This is a genomic window from Paenibacillus mellifer, from assembly GCF_023195895.1.
GTDB classification, from domain to species: Bacteria; Bacillota; Bacilli; order Paenibacillales; family Paenibacillaceae; genus Fontibacillus; species Fontibacillus mellifer.
The window spans coordinates 106,668-124,653 of the sequence record NZ_JALPRK010000010.1 but is presented as its reverse complement, the minus strand read 5'-3'; the positions used below and the strand labels follow the sequence as shown (position 1 = coordinate 124,653).

The following is a 17,986-nucleotide window of genomic DNA, read 5'->3' as shown; positions in this document are numbered from 1 at the left end:
TGATTACTTCAATTCCTGCTCGATTTGCGCTTGCGCATCGTCCAAGGCTTGCTTAATATTTTTGCCGTCTTCAAAAATTTCGTTCAGCGTGACCGTACAAAGTACATTATTGATCGTCGGTGACGCCGAAGTCGATTTGATCAATTGAATTTCTTCCTTGATGTCGGCCAACACGTCAAAGGGGTTATTCGCGAAATATTGAACAAACTGGTTATCCGGGTTATGGGTGACATCCTTCATTTCCCAAACGCCCATGTTAACCGGATCAAAGCCTAGCGTGTTCCAGATCTCAATGTTGGCATCCTCCGACAATTTGGCAAAAGCCAGGAAATCCTTGGCGAGCTCAATGTCTTTCGCCGTTTTGGTCACGACCGTCCCGGTACCGCCGCCGCCGACCGAACGCGGCATGCCTTTCTCGATAACCGGGATCGGCGCGATAGCGATCTTACCGGACAGGTCCTTCATGTAGTTCGTGTATCTCGACATTTGCCACAGCGGCATGAAAGCGGTCGCATAGTTCCCCGCGTTAAACTCCCCGTACGCTTCCTCGGTATCTGGCTGCCCGCCGGCAATCGTGGCGATAACATTGTTGTCCTGCAGATCCTTCAGCAGGGTGAGTGCCTTCACCATCGCTTCGGAATTGACAACCGGATTCCCGGCGTCGTCCGTAAAGTCCGTCCCTTGCTGCGCCAGCAGTTGGGAAGCTTGCCAGGTTGCGCTCGTATCGGCGGTCCCCATGTATTTCCCGGTTTTTTCATAAACCTGAATTCCCGCTTTTTTGAAATCATCCCATGTTACGATGGTCTTGTAGTCTACCCCAGCCGCTTCCAAGATTTCCGTGTTGTAGAAAGCGACCGATGCGCCGACGTGAGTCGGTATGCCGTAATTTTTGCCGTCCTTGCTGTAAAGATCAATTCTCGATTTGACGATCGTGTCCCGGTACGGATCGATCACGTCGTTCAATTCGACCAGCTGCGGCGTCCCTGCTAAGAAGTCCGGGAATTTGCCCAGCTCGATATCGGCAATATCCGGCGCGCCAACGCCCGTCTGTACGGCAATCGATAATTTGTTGTGCATATCGTCGTAAGGCATCACGGTGACGTTCAGCTTAATTTGCCGATCTGGATTCGCAGCGTTCCATTTCTCTAACATCTTCTCAAAATGCTGTCCATGCAGTTCTACGAAGGTCCAATACGAAAGCTCTGTCGCACTTTCCCCAGCTCCGCCGTCTAACACGGAGGTCTCGCCTCCGGCTGTCGTTGACGCTTTGCCGCAGCCCCATAACCATGTGGCCATCGTTAAAATCAAGAGCACGATAAATCCTTTTTTCTTCATCCTTGACCCTCCCTGACAAAATAAAATCTACACACTCCATCTACAGTCTGTTTCTCTCACTTCTAGTCAACCCGTTGGTCACTCGATGACCCTAAGAAGCGCTCGCCTGTTGTGTATAGCTCATGTTGTCATCGTTCAATTGGGAGATAAATCGGCTTCTCTTTAGGAGAGCGATTCGTCAGTTTGACGGCTTACCTAAGCGGATCACGTTCCAAGAAGCTTTGGCTAATCGAGCTTTAACATAACCGCCATCGCAGGCTGCATTTCCTCCGGAATGGGGTTTAACTTCCTCCCGATCCGCCGTATTCACAGCTTTTAAATCCTCGTGTTCCAGAACGAGATGCTCGATCAAACGGTAACCTTCAAACCCGCGGATATCGCAGTCCAGTTCAAGGGCTTCCTCCAGATGACGGTTCACGGCAAAGATCGTCAGTGTCTCATCCGCTTCGTTATACACGACAGCGCTGTCCAAATAAGGGACATCAGTATAATCCTTGGCATCATATACCGGAGAGTGGACAACCGGTTGCAGCGAGACCCCCCGTCCGAAGACTGAGGTATGCATATAGGGGTAGAAAATCGTTTGCTTCCAAGACCGCCCGCCGTTCTCAGTCATGATCGGAGCGATGACATTAACCAATTGTGCCATGCAGGCCATCTTCACCCGATCGGCATGGCGCAGGAATGTGATCAACATGCTTCCGACCAGCAAGGCGTCCTCGAAGTTATAGACATCCTCAAGCTGCGGAGGAGCTACTCCCCATGGCTCAATTTGGGCATCAACGTCGTTGGAATGATACCATACGTTCCACTCGTCGAAGCTGAGGTACATCGTTTTCTTACTGCGTTTCTTCGCTTTGACATAATCGCAGGTTGCGATCACCGTTCGGATGAAATGGTCCATATCCATCGAACGGGCGAGGAAATTCGCGGAGTCGTTATCCCGGTTACCGTAGTATTGGTGCAGTGATATGTAGTCGGCAACCTCATAGGTATGATCCAGCGTCACCGATTCCCATTCGGGAAAGGACGGCATCGAGGAGCTGGAGCTCCCGCAGGACACAAGCTCGATATCGGGATCGACTAAACGCATCGCTTTTGCCGTCTCGTAGGCAAGCCGGCCGTATTCCTGCGGCGTCTTCTGACCGATCTGCCAAGGACCGTCCATCTCGTTGCCCAGACACCAGGTTTTGATCTTGTGCGGCTCGTCGTAACCGTGACTGCGGCGCAAATCACTCCAATAGCTGCCGCCCGGATGGTTGCAGTATTCCAGCAAATTACGGGCGGCGTCGACACCTCGAGTGCCGAGGTTCACCGCCATCATCACTTCCGAACCAACTTCCTTAGCCCAGCCGGCAAATTCATTTGTCCCAACCTCGTTGGGCTCGACGGTTCTCCAGGCGAGCTCCAGACGTTTGGGTCTCGCTTCGACCGGGCCTACCCCGTCCTCCCAGTTGTATCCGGATACGAAATTCCCGCCGGGATACCGGATGATCGGTACATTCAGCTGTTTGACCAGCTCCTTCACATCGTTTCGGAATCCCAGCTTGTCGGCTGCCGGATGCGAGGGTTCATAGATCCCCCCGTAAACGGCTCGACCCAGATGTTCAATGAAGGAGCCATAAATCCGTCGATCCACTTCGGCAATCTTAAAAGCTTTGTCTACGACCATCGTAGCTCGCAGTGCAGCTGATGACATGTTGACCACCTTCCGTTTAATAATTGCTAAACTATTTCGAATTTCCTTGAATGAATCCGTTTACAGGTATAAAATAACATACGAGAATAAGGTTGTAAATATATTTATATAAACTGTTTTATGTTTTTATAAAATTAATGAAATAAAAGATCCTTGTTTCCGTGAAAACGCTGAAAAATGACCTGAAATTTCAATAAAGTTATGAAATTTGGTTTAGTTTGTATTGAAATAAATCGCGCATTTATTACAAAATTAAACTATTTTTTGAACCGTATTTACATTTTTTGATTTGATGCTTTATTAAGCGACCGAGTTAGTTTATAATAATCTAAAATAAAACAATCCATTATTCTATTGGAAGAAGGTTCGATTATCCGATGATCTATATTAAGGATTTGATGAGCGGGATCGACATTTTTAAAGCGTTAAGCTCGGAGATCAGGATTCAAATCCTCGAATTGCTGGCCAAGAACCAAGCCTTAAACCTGAACGACCTGGCCACCAAGCTGGGCTTAAGCAACGGGGCTATTACGATGCACATCAAGAAGCTGGAGGAAAGCGGCCTGATCGAAATCAATACCTCGGTCGGCAAACACGGCATTCAGAAGATTTGTTATTTGAACAAAGACAAGTTGATGGTTGACCTGCGGAGCAAGGATGTCGACAATTTATATGAAGTGGAGATCCAGGTGGGTCACTACAGTAATTACCAGGTTGCACCCACTTGCGGGCTCGCGACGAAGGACAGCATCATCGGCGACTTCGACGACCCCCGTTACTTCGCCGATCCGCAGCGGATCGATTCGGAGATCATCTGGTTGTCCGAGGGCTTCCTGGAATACCGCATTCCGAACTACCTCAAGCCAAATCAGACGTTCCGGGAAATTCAATTTTCGATGGAGCTAGGCTCGGAGGCCCCCGGATATTGCGATAATTACCCGTCCGACATCTATTTCTATTTGAACGGCGTCGAAATCGGCTACTGGACGAGTCCGGGAGATTTTGGCGACGCACGCGGCACGTTTAACCCGGATTGGTGGCCGCCGCATCTGAACCAATACGGGATGCTCAAACTGATCCGGATCAACAATGAGGGCAGCTTTATCGACGGATGCCGGATCTCTGACGTTACTCTGGAACAGATCAACCTTGATTACAAGAGCGAGTTGACGTTCCGTATCGCCGTCACCGACAAGCCGCTTAACAAACGAGGGTTGACCATCTTCGGTAGGAACTTCGGCAACTACAGCCAGGATCTGCTGGCCCGAGTACTGTATGATGTGAGAGAGGAATAACAAAAGAAGCAGCTTTTTCAGGCCGGATGGAGGCTTGAAGAGCTGCTTTTTTATGAGATACATGTTCTACATCGTTTGCCCGTTGTCGATCGTAAGGATTTGCCCGGTCAGGGAGGGCTGCTCCAGGACAGCGGCGATGAGTGCGGCAATTTCCTCCGGTGTGGAGATTCGGTCCAAGGGCAGATGACGAATGAGCGCGTGCATCTGCTCCTCTTTACCAGCCCACCAACGCGTGTCTACCGCCCCGGGGGCTACGCCAGTGACGCGAATGTCCGGCGCCAAGGCATGGGCCAGCGATTTCGTCAAACCATGGACGGCAGCCTTCGATACGGCATACGGAAGCGAAGAACCTTTCCCCGTAATCCCGGCGATGCTGCCGACGTTGACGATAGCTCCCTTGCCAGCCTTTAAATATGGCGCGGCCGCTCGCGCGCAGTTGAACATTCCTTTCACGTTGACTGCGAACAGATCGTCCCACGCCTCTTCCGTGACCGCCTCCAGATCGTCCATGGCGATATATCGGGTGATGCTCGCGTTATTGACGAGGAAATCGATCGTCCCAAATCGCTTTACGATTTGCTCGACCATGGCGACGACCTCGGTATTTCGGGCGACATCAGCCTGCATGGCTACGGCCCGACCGCCGAATTGCTGAATAGCCTGTACGGTCTCCTCGGCCTCCCTCGCCGAACGGGAATAGTTGACCGCGACGATGGCCCCGCGTTCAGCCAGCAGTATGGCCGTAGCCCGGCCGATCCCCGTGCCTCCTCCGGTAACCAGAACAACCTTGTTCAGGTAACTCATGTTTACATCTCCTCCTTTATCAGACCCCCATGGAGGGATAAGCCGTCCCCATCAAGAAGGTTCTTAACAGCAGCAAACCTGTATATTTGTAATTACTCATGCAGCTCTTCCTCCCACGAGGTCATTCATGTCTGTATTGTAAGGGAGGTTTGTGATTATGTATAATGATTGGTAAAGATACTTGATATCACTACAGATGATACCTACAGCAAAGGAGGACCTCTGCTATGGAAAGCGCAGATTTGCGTATTTTTCAAGCCATCGCCCGGGACGGCTCCATCACGAAAGCCGCCGACCGACTGGGTTATGTCCAGTCCAATGTGACCGCCCGCATTAAACAGCTCGAATCGGAGCTGGGGACGGGGTTGTTTTACCGACATAACCGCGGGATGACCTTGACCTCCAGCGGCAAAATGCTGCTAGATTACGCCGACAAAATCATCGGCCTGCTGGACGAAGCAACGGCGGCGCTCTCCTACTCCGGCGAGCCTGCCGGCCCGCTGCTAATCGGCTCGACGCAAACAACCGCGGCCGTGCGCTTGCCCAAGCTGCTGAGTGAGTACTACGAAATGTATCCGAAGGTGGAATTGACGCTGACGACCGATCTCTCCAATCGACTGGCAGAGAAGGTGCTGCAATATGATCTGGACGTTGCCTTCGGCAATTTCCGGTACCTCCATGACGAGTTGGCCTCCATTCCCGTATTCAACGAGGAGGTGGTCGTCATCTCTCCGCCGAGCATTGACAATCTGGACGAAGCCCTGACGAAGCCAAGTCTGGTCTACAGCCGCGGCTGCACCTACCGTGAAATGCTGGAGGAGATGCAGCAGTCTCGCGGCCGAACTTACGTAGGACAAATGGAGTTTGGCACGCTGGAAGCCATCCTTGGCGGCGTATCGGCCGGCCTCGGCATCTCGCTGGTGCCGCGAATCGTCGCCGAGAAGCAGGCGCAGGACGGCGCCGTGGCGATCCATGAGGTTCCTGAAGCGATGCGTCACATGCAGACCGAACTCATCTACCGCAAAAACGCCCAACCAACCAGCGCGCTCCGCGCTTTAATTGATTTATTGGGCGTTTCATAACTTCGTCCGGCCGAGGAGATGAATAGCGGTAAAAAATGGCCTTATTTCCGACGGAACGCCCGTTTTCACCGGAATAAGGTGATGGATTACCGCTATTTCGCGCAAAAGCCGGCTGGACCTCCGTAATAGGGAGGTCCAGCCGGCTCATTTGCCGCGGCCGCGGCAGCCCGGCCGCGTCACGGTTCGCGCGCTAGGCCTGCTCCGCCTCGTTCAGCGCCCGCAGCAACGTGCGGCGGTCGCGCACGCAGTGGGCTTCGCGCAGGCTGCGCGCGAACAGCTCCTCGCCGACGCCCAGCTCGGCGAGGGTTGCCGGCCCGCCGGCCTTGCGCAGCAGGCCGCGGAGCTCGGCTTCGCCGGGCAGGACCCGCAGCCAGGCGCGGACCTGCTCCCCGTGCTCCCGGAGCGCCGCCGGATCGGCGCCCGGGAAGGCCCCTTCGCCCGCGGCGTGGTACGCGCGGGCGATCTCGGCGCAGGCAACGCCGACTTTGGCGCCGTGCAGCAGCGCCCGCCGGCCCAGGCGCAGGTATTCCATCTCCCAGTAATGGGAGAGATGGTGCTCGGCGCCCGAGGCCGGGTGCGACTGCCCGAACAGCAGCATGGCGATGCCCGATTCGATCAGCGCCGTCATCAAGGCGCGGATCCCTTCTTCCGTGCGCGCGCCAATCGCATCGGCGTGCGTCACGCAGCTCAAGAGCGCGCGCTCGGTGATCGCCGCCGCCTGTTCGTCATAAGGTTCCCCCGCCGTCAGACGGGAGAATCTCCAGTCGAACAGGCTGGTGTACTTGCCGAGCATATCGCCAAAGCCCGCGGCGACCAGCCGCTGCGGGGCCGCCATCAGAACGTCGAGGTCGGCGAAGATCGCTACCGGCGGCACGGCCGGCACCGTCTTCTTGACCCCGCGAATAATGAGCGGCGCACCCGCGGAGGTGAAGCCGTCCACGGACGGTGCCGTCGGCACCGACACGAACGGCTTGCCGGTCTTGTGGGCGGCAAAGCGGACGATGTCGTGAATCGTCCCGGAGCCCACCGCGATTAGCGCGTCCGTCTCCTCCGGGCGGATCTCCAGCAGCAGTTGGACAAGCGCGATCTCGTCAGCGACGACATCGCCCTGTGCGTCAGGCTGAATCAGGCAGACGCGCGTTTCGATGCCCTCGGCCACCAGCAAACCGCTCAGTTGCTCCCCCGCCGCCGCATACGTGTGATCGTCTGCCACCAGCAAGACATGCTCATAACCCTGTTCCCGCAAATAAGGAGCGATCTTCTGGATCGCACCCCGTTCTAGTTCAATCACCTTCAACTGCTCCAATACCCTATCTTGCAGCATGGTATCCCCTCCTTGGGCCATCCATCGACTCCTGCAGCTATTTGAAAACACCTACTAGTTCCTGTAACTTCCCGCAGTCTTTCGCAATAGGGCGACGGGCGAAGCCTTCGAGCCATCAGTAAACTACCCGCCAGCCCATCGGTTCGCCCATCCACCACTCCTACTCCGCCGCCTGTTTAATCCGCTTCAGCCGCTTCATCACATCGTTCTCCCCGCGGCCAAAATAGTCATGCAGCTGGCTGTACTCCTGATACAGCTTCTCGTACACTTCCACATGCGCCGGGATCGGCTTGAACGTTTCCTCCTTGACACGGGCCATCTTCTCTGCCGCGTCCAGGATCGAATCGTACCCGCCAGCCTCAGCACCCGCTGCAACGGCCGCAAACATCGCCGCGCCAAGGGCCGGCGTCTGCTTGGAATCCGCCACAAAAATCTCGCGGTTCGTCACATCCGCATAGATCTGCATTAACAGGCGGTTTTTCTGCGGCAATCCCCCGCAGGCATACAACGCGTCAACCCGCACGCCGTTTTGGTCAAAAGCATCCACAATTTTTCTCGTGCCAAAAGCCGTTGATTCCAACAGAGCTCGGTAAATCTCTTGCGGCTTGGTGAGCAACGTCATTCCCAAAATGAGACCGGTCAAATCCGTATCCACCAGCACAGACCGGTTACCGTTCCACCAATCCAACGCGAGCAAGCCGGTTTGTCCCGGTTGGTACGCGGCGGCTTCCCGCTCCAGCCACTGGTGCACGTTCAGGCCTTCCTTCTCCGCGGCCTCCTTCACGTACGCCGGCAACGCTTCTTCGACGTACCACTCAAAAATATCGCCCACGGCCGACTGCCCGGCTTCATAACCATACAAACCCGGAATGATTCCATCCTCAACCACGCCGCACATGCCTTCCACCTGTTTCTCTTCCGTCCCCAGCAGCATGTGGCAAATCGAGGTTCCCATCGCCATGACCAGCTTGCCCGGCGTAACAACGCCGACAGCCGGCACGGCCGCATGCGCGTCCACATTGCCCACCGCTACCGCGATGCCCGGCGTCAGTCCCATCATCTCGGCCATCTCCGGCAGAAGTCCGCCTGCGTTCGTCCCCAGCGGAATTACGTCACCGCGCAGCTTCGTATCCGTCAAATCCTCCAGCCGAGGATCCAACGCCTTAAAATATGCCTTGCTCGGGTATCCGTCCTGCTTATGCCAAATTGCTTTATAACCCGCCGTACAACTGTTGCGGACGATGTTGCCGGTCATTTGCGCAATGACCCAATCGGTCGCTTCCAGAAACAGATCCGTCTTCTCGTAAATCTCCGGCGCTTCATCGAGAATTTGCCATACCTTGGCCATCATCCATTCGGAGGAAATCTTCCCCCCATACCGCGGCAAAAACGCCTCTCCCCGCTCAGCGGCAATCGCGTTGATCTTGTCGGCTTCCGGCTGCGCCGCATGGTGCTTCCATAACTTCACCCAGCTATGTGGGTTATCGGTCAGCTCCGGATCGAAGCTAAGCGGCTGACCTTGGGCGTCCACCGGGAGCATCGTACAGGCGGTAAAATCGATCCCGATCCCGATCACATCCGCCGGATCAATTCCCGATTCCTTCAGCACGGCAGGCACGGAACGCCGCAGCACCTCAATATAGTCGCCGGGATGCTGCAACGCCCAATCATGCTCGAGCTTGATCCCGGAACCGGGCAGCCGCTCGTCGATGACATGATGCGGATACGGCGTGACATGGTCAGCGACCTCCAGGCCGTCCGACAAATCGACCAGCACCGCGCGTCCGGACTGGGTGCCGTAGTCGACGCCGATCGTGTATTTTTTTCCCATGCTCATAGTTATCCCTCCCCGTTATTTCTGCCCGTAATAGGCGTTCGCTCCGTGCTTCCGCAAAAAATGCCGATCCAACAGTGTCTGATCCATCGCCTGCGTATCCGGGTTGATCTGCAGCATACGGGCGGCGATCTTCGCCACCTCTTCCAACACCACCGCGTTATGGACGGCGTTATGAGCATCCTTGCCCCATACAAATGGAGCGTGCGAATGAACGAGCACCCCAGGCACCTGGTTCGGATCAAGGCCTAGCTCGGCAAACCGCTCCAGGATGACATTGCCTGTCTCCAGCTCGTAAGCGCCTTCAATCTCTTCTCGCGTCATCGGTCGCGTTACCGGGATCTCTCCGTAGAAGTAATCGGCATGCGTCGTTCCGTACGCCGGCAGCGCCCGCCCCGCCTGGGCCCAACTGGTTCCCCAAGGGGAATGCGTGTGCACGACCCCGCCGATTTCGGGGAATTCACGGTAGAGTACCTGATGCGTTGGCGTATCGGAGGAGGGTCGCAGGTTCCCCTCCACTACATTGCCTTCCAGATCGACCACGACCATATGCTCCGGCTTTAATTCCTCATACGGCACGCCGCTTGGTTTGATGACGAACAATCCGCTTTCCCGATCAATCCCGCTGACGTTTCCCCACGTAAACGTGACCAGACCATATTTCGGCAGCTCCAAATTAGCTTCCCACACTTGCTGCTTTAAGGCTTCTAACATCTCTTGATCCAACCCCTTTCCTCATCCCGTTAAAAAAAGGTACGTACAAGTTACCAAGCACCGGCTTCAACCCAAAGCGGCACCGCCCCGCCGAACTTCAGCAGGACGATGACACCGCTAAGTTGTCTCATTCCAGTTTACTAATGATCCGACAGCTCCAGCACCGAATCCCGTTCAATCAGCTCCGGCTCGAACACCGTATCGCTCGGCGTTTCCCCCCGCTCGATCATCCCGATCAGCTGGCGGGCCGCGAGTTCTCCCATCGCCGTTTTGGGATGGGTCAGCGTCGTCAGCTTCGTGCCTGAAGCCGCCGCCAGGCTGGAATCATCGAAGCCGATGACGGACACATCCTCAGGAATCCGCAAGCCGCACGCGGCCGCGGCATCCATCAGCAACACCGCCAGCTCGTCGTTGTAGCATACCAGTGCTGTTGGCCGCTGGTCCGGCGTTCCCCGAAGCAATCCCAGCGCTTTTTCATAAACGTAATCACCTTTTTGCTCCGTCGTAAACGTCACCACATGCTGCGGCGACACCGTGCTCCCAAAGTCCCGATGGGCGGACAGGAACCCCTTCAGCCGGTTCACGCCCTGCAGGTCATCCCTTTTGAAGAACCCGGCGATTAGCCGGTGCCCCTTCTCCAGCAGGTAACGCGCCGCCTTCCGGCCCCCCGCCTCATCGTTCACCTTCAGGCAAGGACATTCCAACTCATGGTATTTCTCGTTGATCATCAAATACGGAATGCCTTTCTCCTGCAGCTCCAAAAAATACCCCAAATTCGGGTTGCCCTCCGCACTTTTCGTCGGCTCGATGATCAGCCCGCTGAGCGGCTGGCTCGTCATGAGCTGCAGACTGTCCATTTCCTTCTCCTTCGTGTTGTCCGTGCTCGACAGCAGCAAGCGATAACCCTGCTGGCGCAGCTCCGCTTCCGCCCCCCGAACGATATGGGGAAAAATATAATCCGAAATATACGTCGTTATGATCCCGATCGTTTTGACCGCTTCGCCGTCCCGCCGTCCGGGATGCCGGACGAACGTCCCTTTGCCCTGGATGCGCTCCAGCCAGCCGTCCTTCTCCAGCTCGCCGAACGTCTGCCGAACCGTTTGCCGGCTTAAGCCGAACTGCTCCGCGATCTCGTTCTCCGACGGAACCTGCTTTCCGGGCTGGAGCTTCCCTTGCTCGAGCCATGACAACAATTCGTTTTTTAACTGCATATATTTCGGAATCTTCCGGTCATTCATGTTTCGTCCACCCTTCACCAATGCCACCGTTCTATTGACTACCCGTTATTGTAACATAGGCCGGGCGAACGCATCGGACCGAAATCATCGGCCGATTTGCAGCTACGATTAACGCAGCCGGTAAGCCGCATCACTCCAGCGCAGCTCATTCTTAAAGCGCGGTACCGAGGTATCCTTGTCGATGATGACCGCTTCGATGCCGGTCATTTCCGCCCAGTCGGACAGGTTCTCCGCCGAAATGGCGTAAGACAACACCGTATGATGCGCCCCTCCGGCTAAAATCCATGCTTCCGCCGATTCGCGCAGCGAAGGCTGCGGCTTCCACAACACGCGGGCGACCGGCAGCTTCGGCATCGGCTTCTCTACCTTCACGCCGTCCACCACGTTCACTAGCAGCCGGAAACGATGGCCCAGATCAACGAGCGAAGCGTTGACCGCCGGACCGGCCTGGCCGTCGAACACGATCCGCGCCGGATCGGCTTTCCCGCCGATACCCAGCGGATGTACCTCAATCGTCGGCTTCGTCGCGGCAATCGTCGGGCACACCTCCAGCATGTGCGCGCCGAGAATCATATGGTTGCCCGGCTCAAAGTGATACGTGTAATCCTCCATAAACGAGGTGCTTTGGTTGTTCGCCAGCACCTTCAGCACACGCGTCAGGGCTGCGGTCTTCCAGTCTCCCTCGCCGCCGAAGCCGTATCCGGCTTCCATCAGCCGCTGCACGGCGAGACCCGGAAGCTGCTTGAGCCCGTGCAGATCCTCGAACGTCGTCGTAAACGCGCCAAAGCCGCCTTGCTCCAAAAACCGCTTCATGGCGATTTCAAGCTTCGCCTGATAGGCGATGGAGTCGCGAACCGGTCCGTTGCTTAAGCCTGCTTGCGTTATCGCGTATTGCTCGGCGTATTGCTTCAGCAGCGCCTCTACTTCCGCATCACTGACTTCGTTTAGCACCTGCACCAGATCGCCGACGCCATACCCGTTCACCGACCAGCCGAACTTGATTTGCGCTTCGACCTTGTCGCCTTCCGTTACCGCCACCTCGCGCATGTTGTCGCCGAAGCGGGCCACCTTGAGCTGACGGCTCTCGGCGTAAGCAGCCGCCGTCCGCATCCAGCCGGCGATCGAGCCGCGCACTTCGCCGTCTTCCCAATGGCCGACGACGATTTTGCGGGCGATACCCAGCCGGGCGCCGATATGTCCATACTCGCGATCGCCGTGGGCGGACTGGTTCAAGTTCATGAAGTCCATATCGATCGTTTCCCACGGAATATCGCGGTTAAACTGCGTATGGAAATGCAGCAGCGGTTTTTGCAGCTGGGACAAGCCGGCAATCCACATTTTGGCCGGCGAGAACGTGTGCATCCAGGTGATGATCCCCGCGCAAGTCTCATCGCCATTCGCGGCCAGAATCAGCTTATAGATTTCGTCCGGTGTCGTTACGATCGGTTTGAACACAACCGGGAATCCAATCGCTGGATCATGATCCAGTTGCTCTGCGATAATACGAGAATGCGCGGCCACCTCTTCCAACGTTTCAGGGCCGTATAAGTGCTGACTTCCGGTCACAAACCAAAAAGAATGCGGTTTCAAATTCATATACCTAAGCGCCTCCTCATCATGAATAACTGCTCGCTAACTTGTACATACCATAGCGGTATTTTCGACAAATTCACTCTAATTGTACGTACAAGTTGAATTACCCTCATTGTACTGCCCGCCGCTCAAAATGACAATAGGATTTCATAACGTCCTCTCGTGGTCGCCGTCAACAGGCAAAAAAAGACCCCGGGCACCGGAGTCTTGATCTGTATTCTAGCAACTATCGTCTCTTTTCTACCATCGAGATCGTCTATGCTCTATACTAGCTCTCCATCGCTATCCCTCTTGCTCTCCACTCACAGCTTTTAGCCCGTGCGCCTAGCCTCTGCTCCTCCGCGATAATCCTTAGTTCAAAATCCCCGACTGTGGCGTCACACCAAACGCTACGGCCAGATCGCGCAATTGGGCGTCCGTGATCTTTTGCAGCACCGGACGGTCGCCAAGCAGCATGTAGATTTGCGCTGCCTTCTCCACCGTTTCGATCAAACCAAATGCCTCATCCATCGTCGTACCGGTGCCAAAAATCCCGTGCTGCGGCCAAACGACGACGCGATGCTCGCGCATCTTCGCCGCGGTCGCCCGCCCGATGTCCGGGCTGCCCGGCACCATCCACGGCACAATCCCGATGCCGTCAGGGAACACCACTAGACATTCCGTGCACATTTCCCACAGCGTTTTCGTCAGCTTTTTCTCGTCCAACTCATGGACGAACGTCATCGCCAGCGTATGGGTCGCGTGGCAGTGTATAATGATCCGGTGAGCCGGGTCCACATTCAAACGCTCGATGTGGCTCATGAAGTGCGCCGGCAGCTCGCTGGTGGGCACCGCCCCATCCCGCAGGCCCCACAACACTTCAACTTGATCGCCGCCTTCAGTCACCCGCAACACGCCCAGATTCGCTTCCGGGTCGGAGATCACATTTTTGAAATACTTGCCCGAGCCCGTCACGATAAAATAACGTCCCGCCAGCTCCTTTACCGGAAACGCAAGTTGCAGCTTACGGCGCTCCGTTACAGAAGCTGCTCCAAGATATTTCGCTACCTCTGCTTCATCCAGCAGATAGCTGATATTCCCTCCATTGCGCTCATCCCAGCCCATCCGCCACATATGGTACGTGATTTCCGCCATCTCCCGGATAAAAGGGACTTCCAATCCCGGGGCCCGCCGACCTTGCTCCACTTCCGTTAATGTCGTACTCACAGTAGGTTCCTCTCCTTTTAGGTCAAGCTTATATTTTGAAAATCATGTGGATTACCTTGGTTGCTTTATCGAGCCGACAACACGTTCGTTTCGTATTCTTTCACGTCCGTCAGCCATGCTTCGCGTACCGGCACGCCTTGCGATGCGCAGAAGTAATCCCAAATCGCGCCGTACGGATACGATTTGAATTCTTCAACCAGCGCCAGACGGGACGTGTAGTCGCCGTCCAGTTCCAGCTGCTTCAATTCGCCAATCGGCTCCAGCATCGCCCGCAGCAGCGCTTTTTGCGTATTGCGCGTCCCGATGACCCAAGCCGCGATATGATTGATGCTGCCGTCGAAGAAATCCAGACCGATATGCGTACGGTCCAGCAGCTCGCCGCGCACCAGCTCACGGGCAATTTCCAACAGCTCGTCGTCCATCGTGACGACGTGGTCGCTGTCCCAGCGTACCGGGCGGCTAACGTGCAAGAGCATCTCGCGCCCAAACAACAGCCAGGAGGACAGCTTGTTGGAGATTGTCTCCGTCGGATGGAAATGTCCGGCGTCGAAGCAAACTGCTATGCCGCGCGACAACGCATAACCCATGTAAAATTCATGCGAGCCGACAACATAACTTTCCGAACCGATCCCAAACAGCTTGCTCTCCACCGCATCGATGTTGTATTTCTCATCGATCGGCTCGGCGAAGACTTCATCAAGCGCCTCCATCAAACGGGCCCGCGGCGTCAGCCGATCCACCGGCGAATCCTTGAAGCCGTCCGGAATCCAGACGTTGGTCACAGATGGCTGGCCAAGCTCCCGTCCAAACGATTCGGCGATCCTGCGCGACGCCTTGCAGTGGTCGATCCAGAACCTGCGGATCTCCGGATCCGGATGGCTAAGCGTAAAACCGTCTTTGGCTTTCTCGTGTGAGAAGCAAGTCGGGTTAAAATCCAGCCCCAGTCCCCGCTCCTTCGCCCAATCTACCCAACCGGCAAAATGCCGCGGCTCCAGAGCGTCAAGCTCAACCTGTTCGTCCGTATCGGCGTAAATCGCGTGAAGATTAACCTTATGTTGACCTGGAATCAGGCGAAGCGCCTCGTCCAGATCCTGCCGCAGTTCGTCCGGCCTCCGCGCCCGGCCGGGATAACTTCCGGTCACCGCCAAGCCGCCGCCCAGCTCCTGATCCTTACGCAGGAATCCCTTAACGTCGTCCCCCTGCCAGCAATGCAGCGAAATTCTGATCTGACTCAGTCGGGCCAATGCAGCGTCGACGTCGATTCCATGGCGCTCATATAGCTTTTTCGCTTCGTTATAGCTGGTTTGAATTGCGTTGTCCATGCTTGCTCCTCCTCATGGCTACCTTTAATAACCTATCTCATCGGTTAATGCACCAACCAACCGTCACCGTGCCAGCAAATCCGCAAACCGTCTCCGCGCCTCTGTAATCCGGCCGGTATTTAACCCCCGAGGAACATACGTCTGGATCGGAAAAGACCGCCGAATCAGCTCCCGCCCCTCGCCGATATCACGAATCGCGCCGCTGCTGATCATTTGCACCAGTAGATTACCTAGCGCCGTGGACTCCGTCGGGCCGGCCGCGACCGGAATGCCTGATACGTCCGCCGTCCACTGGCACAGCAACGCGTTGTTGGCACCGCCGCCGACGATATGCAGCGTCTCCGGCTTTTGGCCGGTCAGCCGCTCAAGCTCTTTTAAGTAAACGTCATAGGATAAGGCCAAGCTGTCAAAAATGCACCGCGCCACTTCGCCCGGCGTATCCGGAACCAGCTGGTCCGTTGCCGCACAGAACCGCCGAATCTCTTCGGTCATATTCGCCGGGTTCAGGAATCGGTCGTCGTTACTATCGATCAAGGAGCGAAACGGCGGCACTGCCTCCGCCAATTTCACCAATTCGGCGTAGCTGTGTTGTTTGCCGTAATCCTTACGGACCTCCTGGATCAGCCACATGCCCATGATGTTTTTCAAAAAACGGAACGTCCCGTAAGCACCCCATTCGTTCGTATAGTTGCGCTCCATCGCTTCCTTCGTCGCCAGCGGCGTCTGTAACTCAACGCCAATCAGCGACCACGTCCCGCTGCTGAGGTACGCCCACGAGGCGCCGCTGGCCGGCACGCCCAGTACGGCCGAGGCCGTGTCATGCGTTGCTGCGACGATCAGCTCGCATTCGGGCAAGTCGTAAGCCTGCGCCAGCTCCGGCTTGATCGCCCCAAGCCGCGTTCCGGGCTCCGTCAGGGACGGAAACTTCGATCGGGGCAACCCCAACAACTCCAGCAAATCCGGGTCATAATCACGGGTTTTCAGGTTCAGCAAAGCGGTTGTCGAAGCATTCGTCAGCTCGTTCATCTTCCGTCCCGACAGCAAATAATATAGATAATCCGGCACGAGCAGGATATCCTGGGCCTCCGCCAATTCCATCCGATCGTGCGCGTACAATTGATAGAGTGTATTAAAAGTCAGATGCTGAATGCCGGTTTTCTCGTAAATCCGTGAGAACGGATGGACCGCGTGAACTGGAGGGACAGCCCCAAGCGTGCGGGAATCGCGATAGGCATAAACCTCGCCGATCCGCTCCCCTTTCCCGTCCAGCAGGACATAATCGACTGCCCACGTATCGATCCCTAGCGTGCAGCGCTCGATGCCAAGCTGTCTGGCCTGCTGCAGCCCACGGAGAATTTCCCGATATAAATGATCGATATCCCAATAACAATGCCCATCATGCTCGTGAAAGCCATTGTCAAATCGGTGGATTTCCTGCAGCGACAACCGTCCGTCCTGCATTTCTCCCCTTACCAGCCTACCGCTGGAGGCGCCGATATCAACGGCAACGTAATCTCTCATCGTTCAGCGCTCCTCGCTCTGAAAATACGGCCTGTTCTTACTTCTATCCTATGTCCGTTTTCTTTTTCGGTCAACATAAACAAAGATAAATTATGTTGTTTTATATTTGTTTATGTCTATTTCGTGAAGGAATTCCGTCTTCCTAACCCGCTTCATTCCTGGAATACGGTTGCCAAGGTCCCCTTTTTCTCGCTATGATGGGAGGGAAGCAAGACCCCGTGTCTTGACATTACGATCGGATCCCGAGGTGAACGCCATGCTGGCGGCAGAACGAAAACAAAAAATCATTGACTTGCTTCATCAGGACAAGCGTGTCCTGGTATCCGAGCTCAGCCGGATGTTCGAAGTGACGGAGGAGACGATCCGCCGCGACTTAGAGAAGCTCGAGAAAGAAGGCATCGCGACCCGCTCCTACGGCGGTGCCATGCTCAACCGGCACACAAACGAAGATTTGCCGTATACGACCCGGAACACCCTGAATGTAGAGATCAAGCGGGACATCGCGCTTAAAGCCATCGACCTGGTGAATGACGGAGACACGCTGATGATCGATCCGAGCTCGACCTGCTTTGAATTTCTGAAGACGCTGCATTCCAAAAACAACCTCACCGTCATCACCAATTCCGTCAGTGTCTTGCATGAATTCGCCGGCTCGAACCTCAACATCATCTCCACAGGAGGTTCGCTGCGTGCGCGCTCCCTGTCACTGGTCGGCCCCGCCGCCCAGGAAACGGTGCAGAAATACAATGTCGACACCGCGATCATTAGTTGCAAAGGCATGTCGCCGGACAAAGGCATCTCCGATTCGAACGAGCCGGAATGCGAGCTGAAAAAGCATATGCTTCGCCATGCCGACAAAGTCATTTTGCTGGCCGACCACACCAAGTTTGACAAGAACGCTTTCGTCAAATTGGCCGATTGGGAGCAAATCGACTATTTAATCACAGACGAGCGCCCCTCCGACGCCTGGCTTCAACTGCTGCAGGGCAAGAATATCGAAGTGCTGTATTAACGTTACC

14 protein-coding genes are annotated in these 17,986 nt (G+C 55.5%); 3 read left to right on the top strand and 11 right to left on the bottom strand.

The annotated features are described in order from the left end of the window. Nucleotides 1-3: 3 nt before the first annotated feature. Both M0651_RS12765 and arfA read right to left on the bottom strand, forming a co-directional pair. Nucleotides 4-1,335 carry an ABC transporter substrate-binding protein gene (locus tag M0651_RS12765; RefSeq protein WP_248552116.1) on the bottom strand — a complete coding sequence of 444 codons (1,332 nt, stop codon included), beginning with the start codon at nt 1,333-1,335 and terminating at the stop codon, nt 4-6. A 178-nt stretch (nt 1,336-1,513) separates the two neighbouring features. Continuing rightward, nucleotides 1,514-3,034, bottom strand: coding sequence for an arabinosylfuranosidase ArfA (gene arfA, locus M0651_RS12760; RefSeq protein WP_248552115.1), 1,521 nt, complete (start codon nt 3,032-3,034; stop codon nt 1,514-1,516). A gap of 377 nt (nt 3,035-3,411) precedes the next feature. Between arfA and M0651_RS12755 the strand changes: the two genes are divergently transcribed. Further along, complete coding sequence (locus M0651_RS12755; RefSeq protein WP_248552114.1) at nt 3,412-4,329, top strand: ArsR/SmtB family transcription factor; 918 nt, start codon at nt 3,412-3,414, stop codon at nt 4,327-4,329. 66 nt (nt 4,330-4,395) lie between these two features. Here M0651_RS12755 and M0651_RS12750 read toward each other — a convergent pair whose 3' ends face one another. Then, nucleotides 4,396-5,133 (bottom strand): SDR family NAD(P)-dependent oxidoreductase, encoded by a 738-nt coding sequence (locus tag M0651_RS12750; RefSeq protein WP_248552113.1) that lies wholly within the window; start codon nt 5,131-5,133, stop codon nt 4,396-4,398. A 227-nt stretch (nt 5,134-5,360) separates the two neighbouring features. Between M0651_RS12750 and M0651_RS12745 the strand changes: the two genes are divergently transcribed. After that, on the top strand, nt 5,361-6,215 hold the full coding sequence (locus M0651_RS12745) for a LysR family transcriptional regulator (protein ID WP_248552112.1): 855 nt from the start codon (nt 5,361-5,363) through the stop codon (nt 6,213-6,215). 190 nt (nt 6,216-6,405) lie between these two features. Here the strand turns inward: M0651_RS12745 and M0651_RS12740 are convergent, their stop codons facing one another. From M0651_RS12740 to rhaB, 8 genes are all read right to left on the bottom strand, one after another. Further along, nucleotides 6,406-7,539: a sn-glycerol-1-phosphate dehydrogenase gene (locus M0651_RS12740; RefSeq protein ID WP_248552111.1), complete on the bottom strand. Its 1,134-nt coding sequence runs from the start codon at nt 7,537-7,539 to the stop codon at nt 6,406-6,408. Nucleotides 7,540-7,699: 160 nt separating this feature from the next. Continuing rightward, nucleotides 7,700-9,370, bottom strand: coding sequence for a ribulokinase (locus M0651_RS12735; protein WP_248552180.1), 1,671 nt, complete (start codon nt 9,368-9,370; stop codon nt 7,700-7,702). A gap of 21 nt (nt 9,371-9,391) precedes the next feature. Next, nucleotides 9,392-10,087, bottom strand: coding sequence for an L-ribulose-5-phosphate 4-epimerase (gene araD / locus M0651_RS12730; protein WP_248552110.1), 696 nt, complete (start codon nt 10,085-10,087; stop codon nt 9,392-9,394). A 140-nt stretch (nt 10,088-10,227) separates the two neighbouring features. Beyond that, on the bottom strand, nt 10,228-11,325 hold the full coding sequence (locus M0651_RS12725) for a GntR family transcriptional regulator (RefSeq protein WP_248552109.1): 1,098 nt from the start codon (nt 11,323-11,325) through the stop codon (nt 10,228-10,230). Between the two features lie 108 nt (nt 11,326-11,433). Continuing rightward, the gene (gene araA, locus M0651_RS12720) at nt 11,434-12,921 is read right to left on the bottom strand and encodes an L-arabinose isomerase (RefSeq protein ID WP_248552108.1); all 1,488 of its coding nucleotides are present in this window, start codon (nt 12,919-12,921) and stop codon (nt 11,434-11,436) included. A gap of 348 nt (nt 12,922-13,269) precedes the next feature. Next, nucleotides 13,270-14,124, bottom strand: a complete 855-nt coding sequence (rhaD, locus tag M0651_RS12715; protein WP_308195503.1) for a rhamnulose-1-phosphate aldolase — start codon at nt 14,122-14,124, stop codon at nt 13,270-13,272. Nucleotides 14,125-14,189: 65 nt separating this feature from the next. After that, nucleotides 14,190-15,446: an L-rhamnose isomerase gene (gene rhaA, locus M0651_RS12710; protein WP_248552107.1), complete on the bottom strand. Its 1,257-nt coding sequence runs from the start codon at nt 15,444-15,446 to the stop codon at nt 14,190-14,192. A 63-nt stretch (nt 15,447-15,509) separates the two neighbouring features. Further along, nucleotides 15,510-16,967 carry a rhamnulokinase gene (rhaB, locus tag M0651_RS12705; protein ID WP_248552106.1) on the bottom strand — a complete coding sequence of 486 codons (1,458 nt, stop codon included), beginning with the start codon at nt 16,965-16,967 and terminating at the stop codon, nt 15,510-15,512. A 256-nt stretch (nt 16,968-17,223) separates the two neighbouring features. On the opposite strand from rhaB, the gene M0651_RS12700 reads away from it, so the two are divergent. Further along, entirely contained in the window at nt 17,224-17,979 is a 756-nt protein-coding gene (locus M0651_RS12700) for a DeoR/GlpR family DNA-binding transcription regulator (RefSeq protein WP_248552178.1), read from the top strand. Nucleotides 17,980-17,986: the final 7 nt, after the last annotated feature.

Excerpts from the sequence above, each read along its gene's own strand:
- arfA (WP_248552115.1), bottom strand. The coding sequence starts at position 3,034 with ATGTCATCAGCTGCACTGCGAGCTACGATGGTCGTAGACAAAGCTTTT.
- rhaB (WP_248552106.1), bottom strand. The coding sequence starts at position 16,967 with ATGAGAGATTACGTTGCCGTTGATATCGGCGCCTCCAGCGGTAGGCTG.
- M0651_RS12750 (WP_248552113.1), bottom strand. The coding sequence starts at position 5,133 with ATGAGTTACCTGAACAAGGTTGTTCTGGTTACCGGAGGAGGCACGGGG.
- araD (WP_248552110.1), bottom strand. The coding sequence starts at position 10,087 with ATGTTAGAAGCCTTAAAGCAGCAAGTGTGGGAAGCTAATTTGGAGCTG.
- M0651_RS12725 (WP_248552109.1), bottom strand. The coding sequence starts at position 11,325 with ATGAATGACCGGAAGATTCCGAAATATATGCAGTTAAAAAACGAATTG.
- araA (WP_248552108.1), bottom strand. The coding sequence starts at position 12,921 with ATGAATTTGAAACCGCATTCTTTTTGGTTTGTGACCGGAAGTCAGCAC.
- M0651_RS12765 (WP_248552116.1), bottom strand. The coding sequence starts at position 1,335 with ATGAAGAAAAAAGGATTTATCGTGCTCTTGATTTTAACGATGGCCACA.
- rhaA (WP_248552107.1), bottom strand. The coding sequence starts at position 15,446 with ATGGACAACGCAATTCAAACCAGCTATAACGAAGCGAAAAAGCTATAT.
- M0651_RS12755 (WP_248552114.1), top strand. The coding sequence starts at position 3,412 with ATGATCTATATTAAGGATTTGATGAGCGGGATCGACATTTTTAAAGCG.
- M0651_RS12745 (WP_248552112.1), top strand. The coding sequence starts at position 5,361 with ATGGAAAGCGCAGATTTGCGTATTTTTCAAGCCATCGCCCGGGACGGC.
- M0651_RS12700 (WP_248552178.1), top strand. The coding sequence starts at position 17,224 with ATGCTGGCGGCAGAACGAAAACAAAAAATCATTGACTTGCTTCATCAG.
- M0651_RS12735 (WP_248552180.1), bottom strand. The coding sequence starts at position 9,370 with ATGGGAAAAAAATACACGATCGGCGTCGACTACGGCACCCAGTCCGGA.
- M0651_RS12740 (WP_248552111.1), bottom strand. The coding sequence starts at position 7,539 with ATGCTGCAAGATAGGGTATTGGAGCAGTTGAAGGTGATTGAACTAGAA.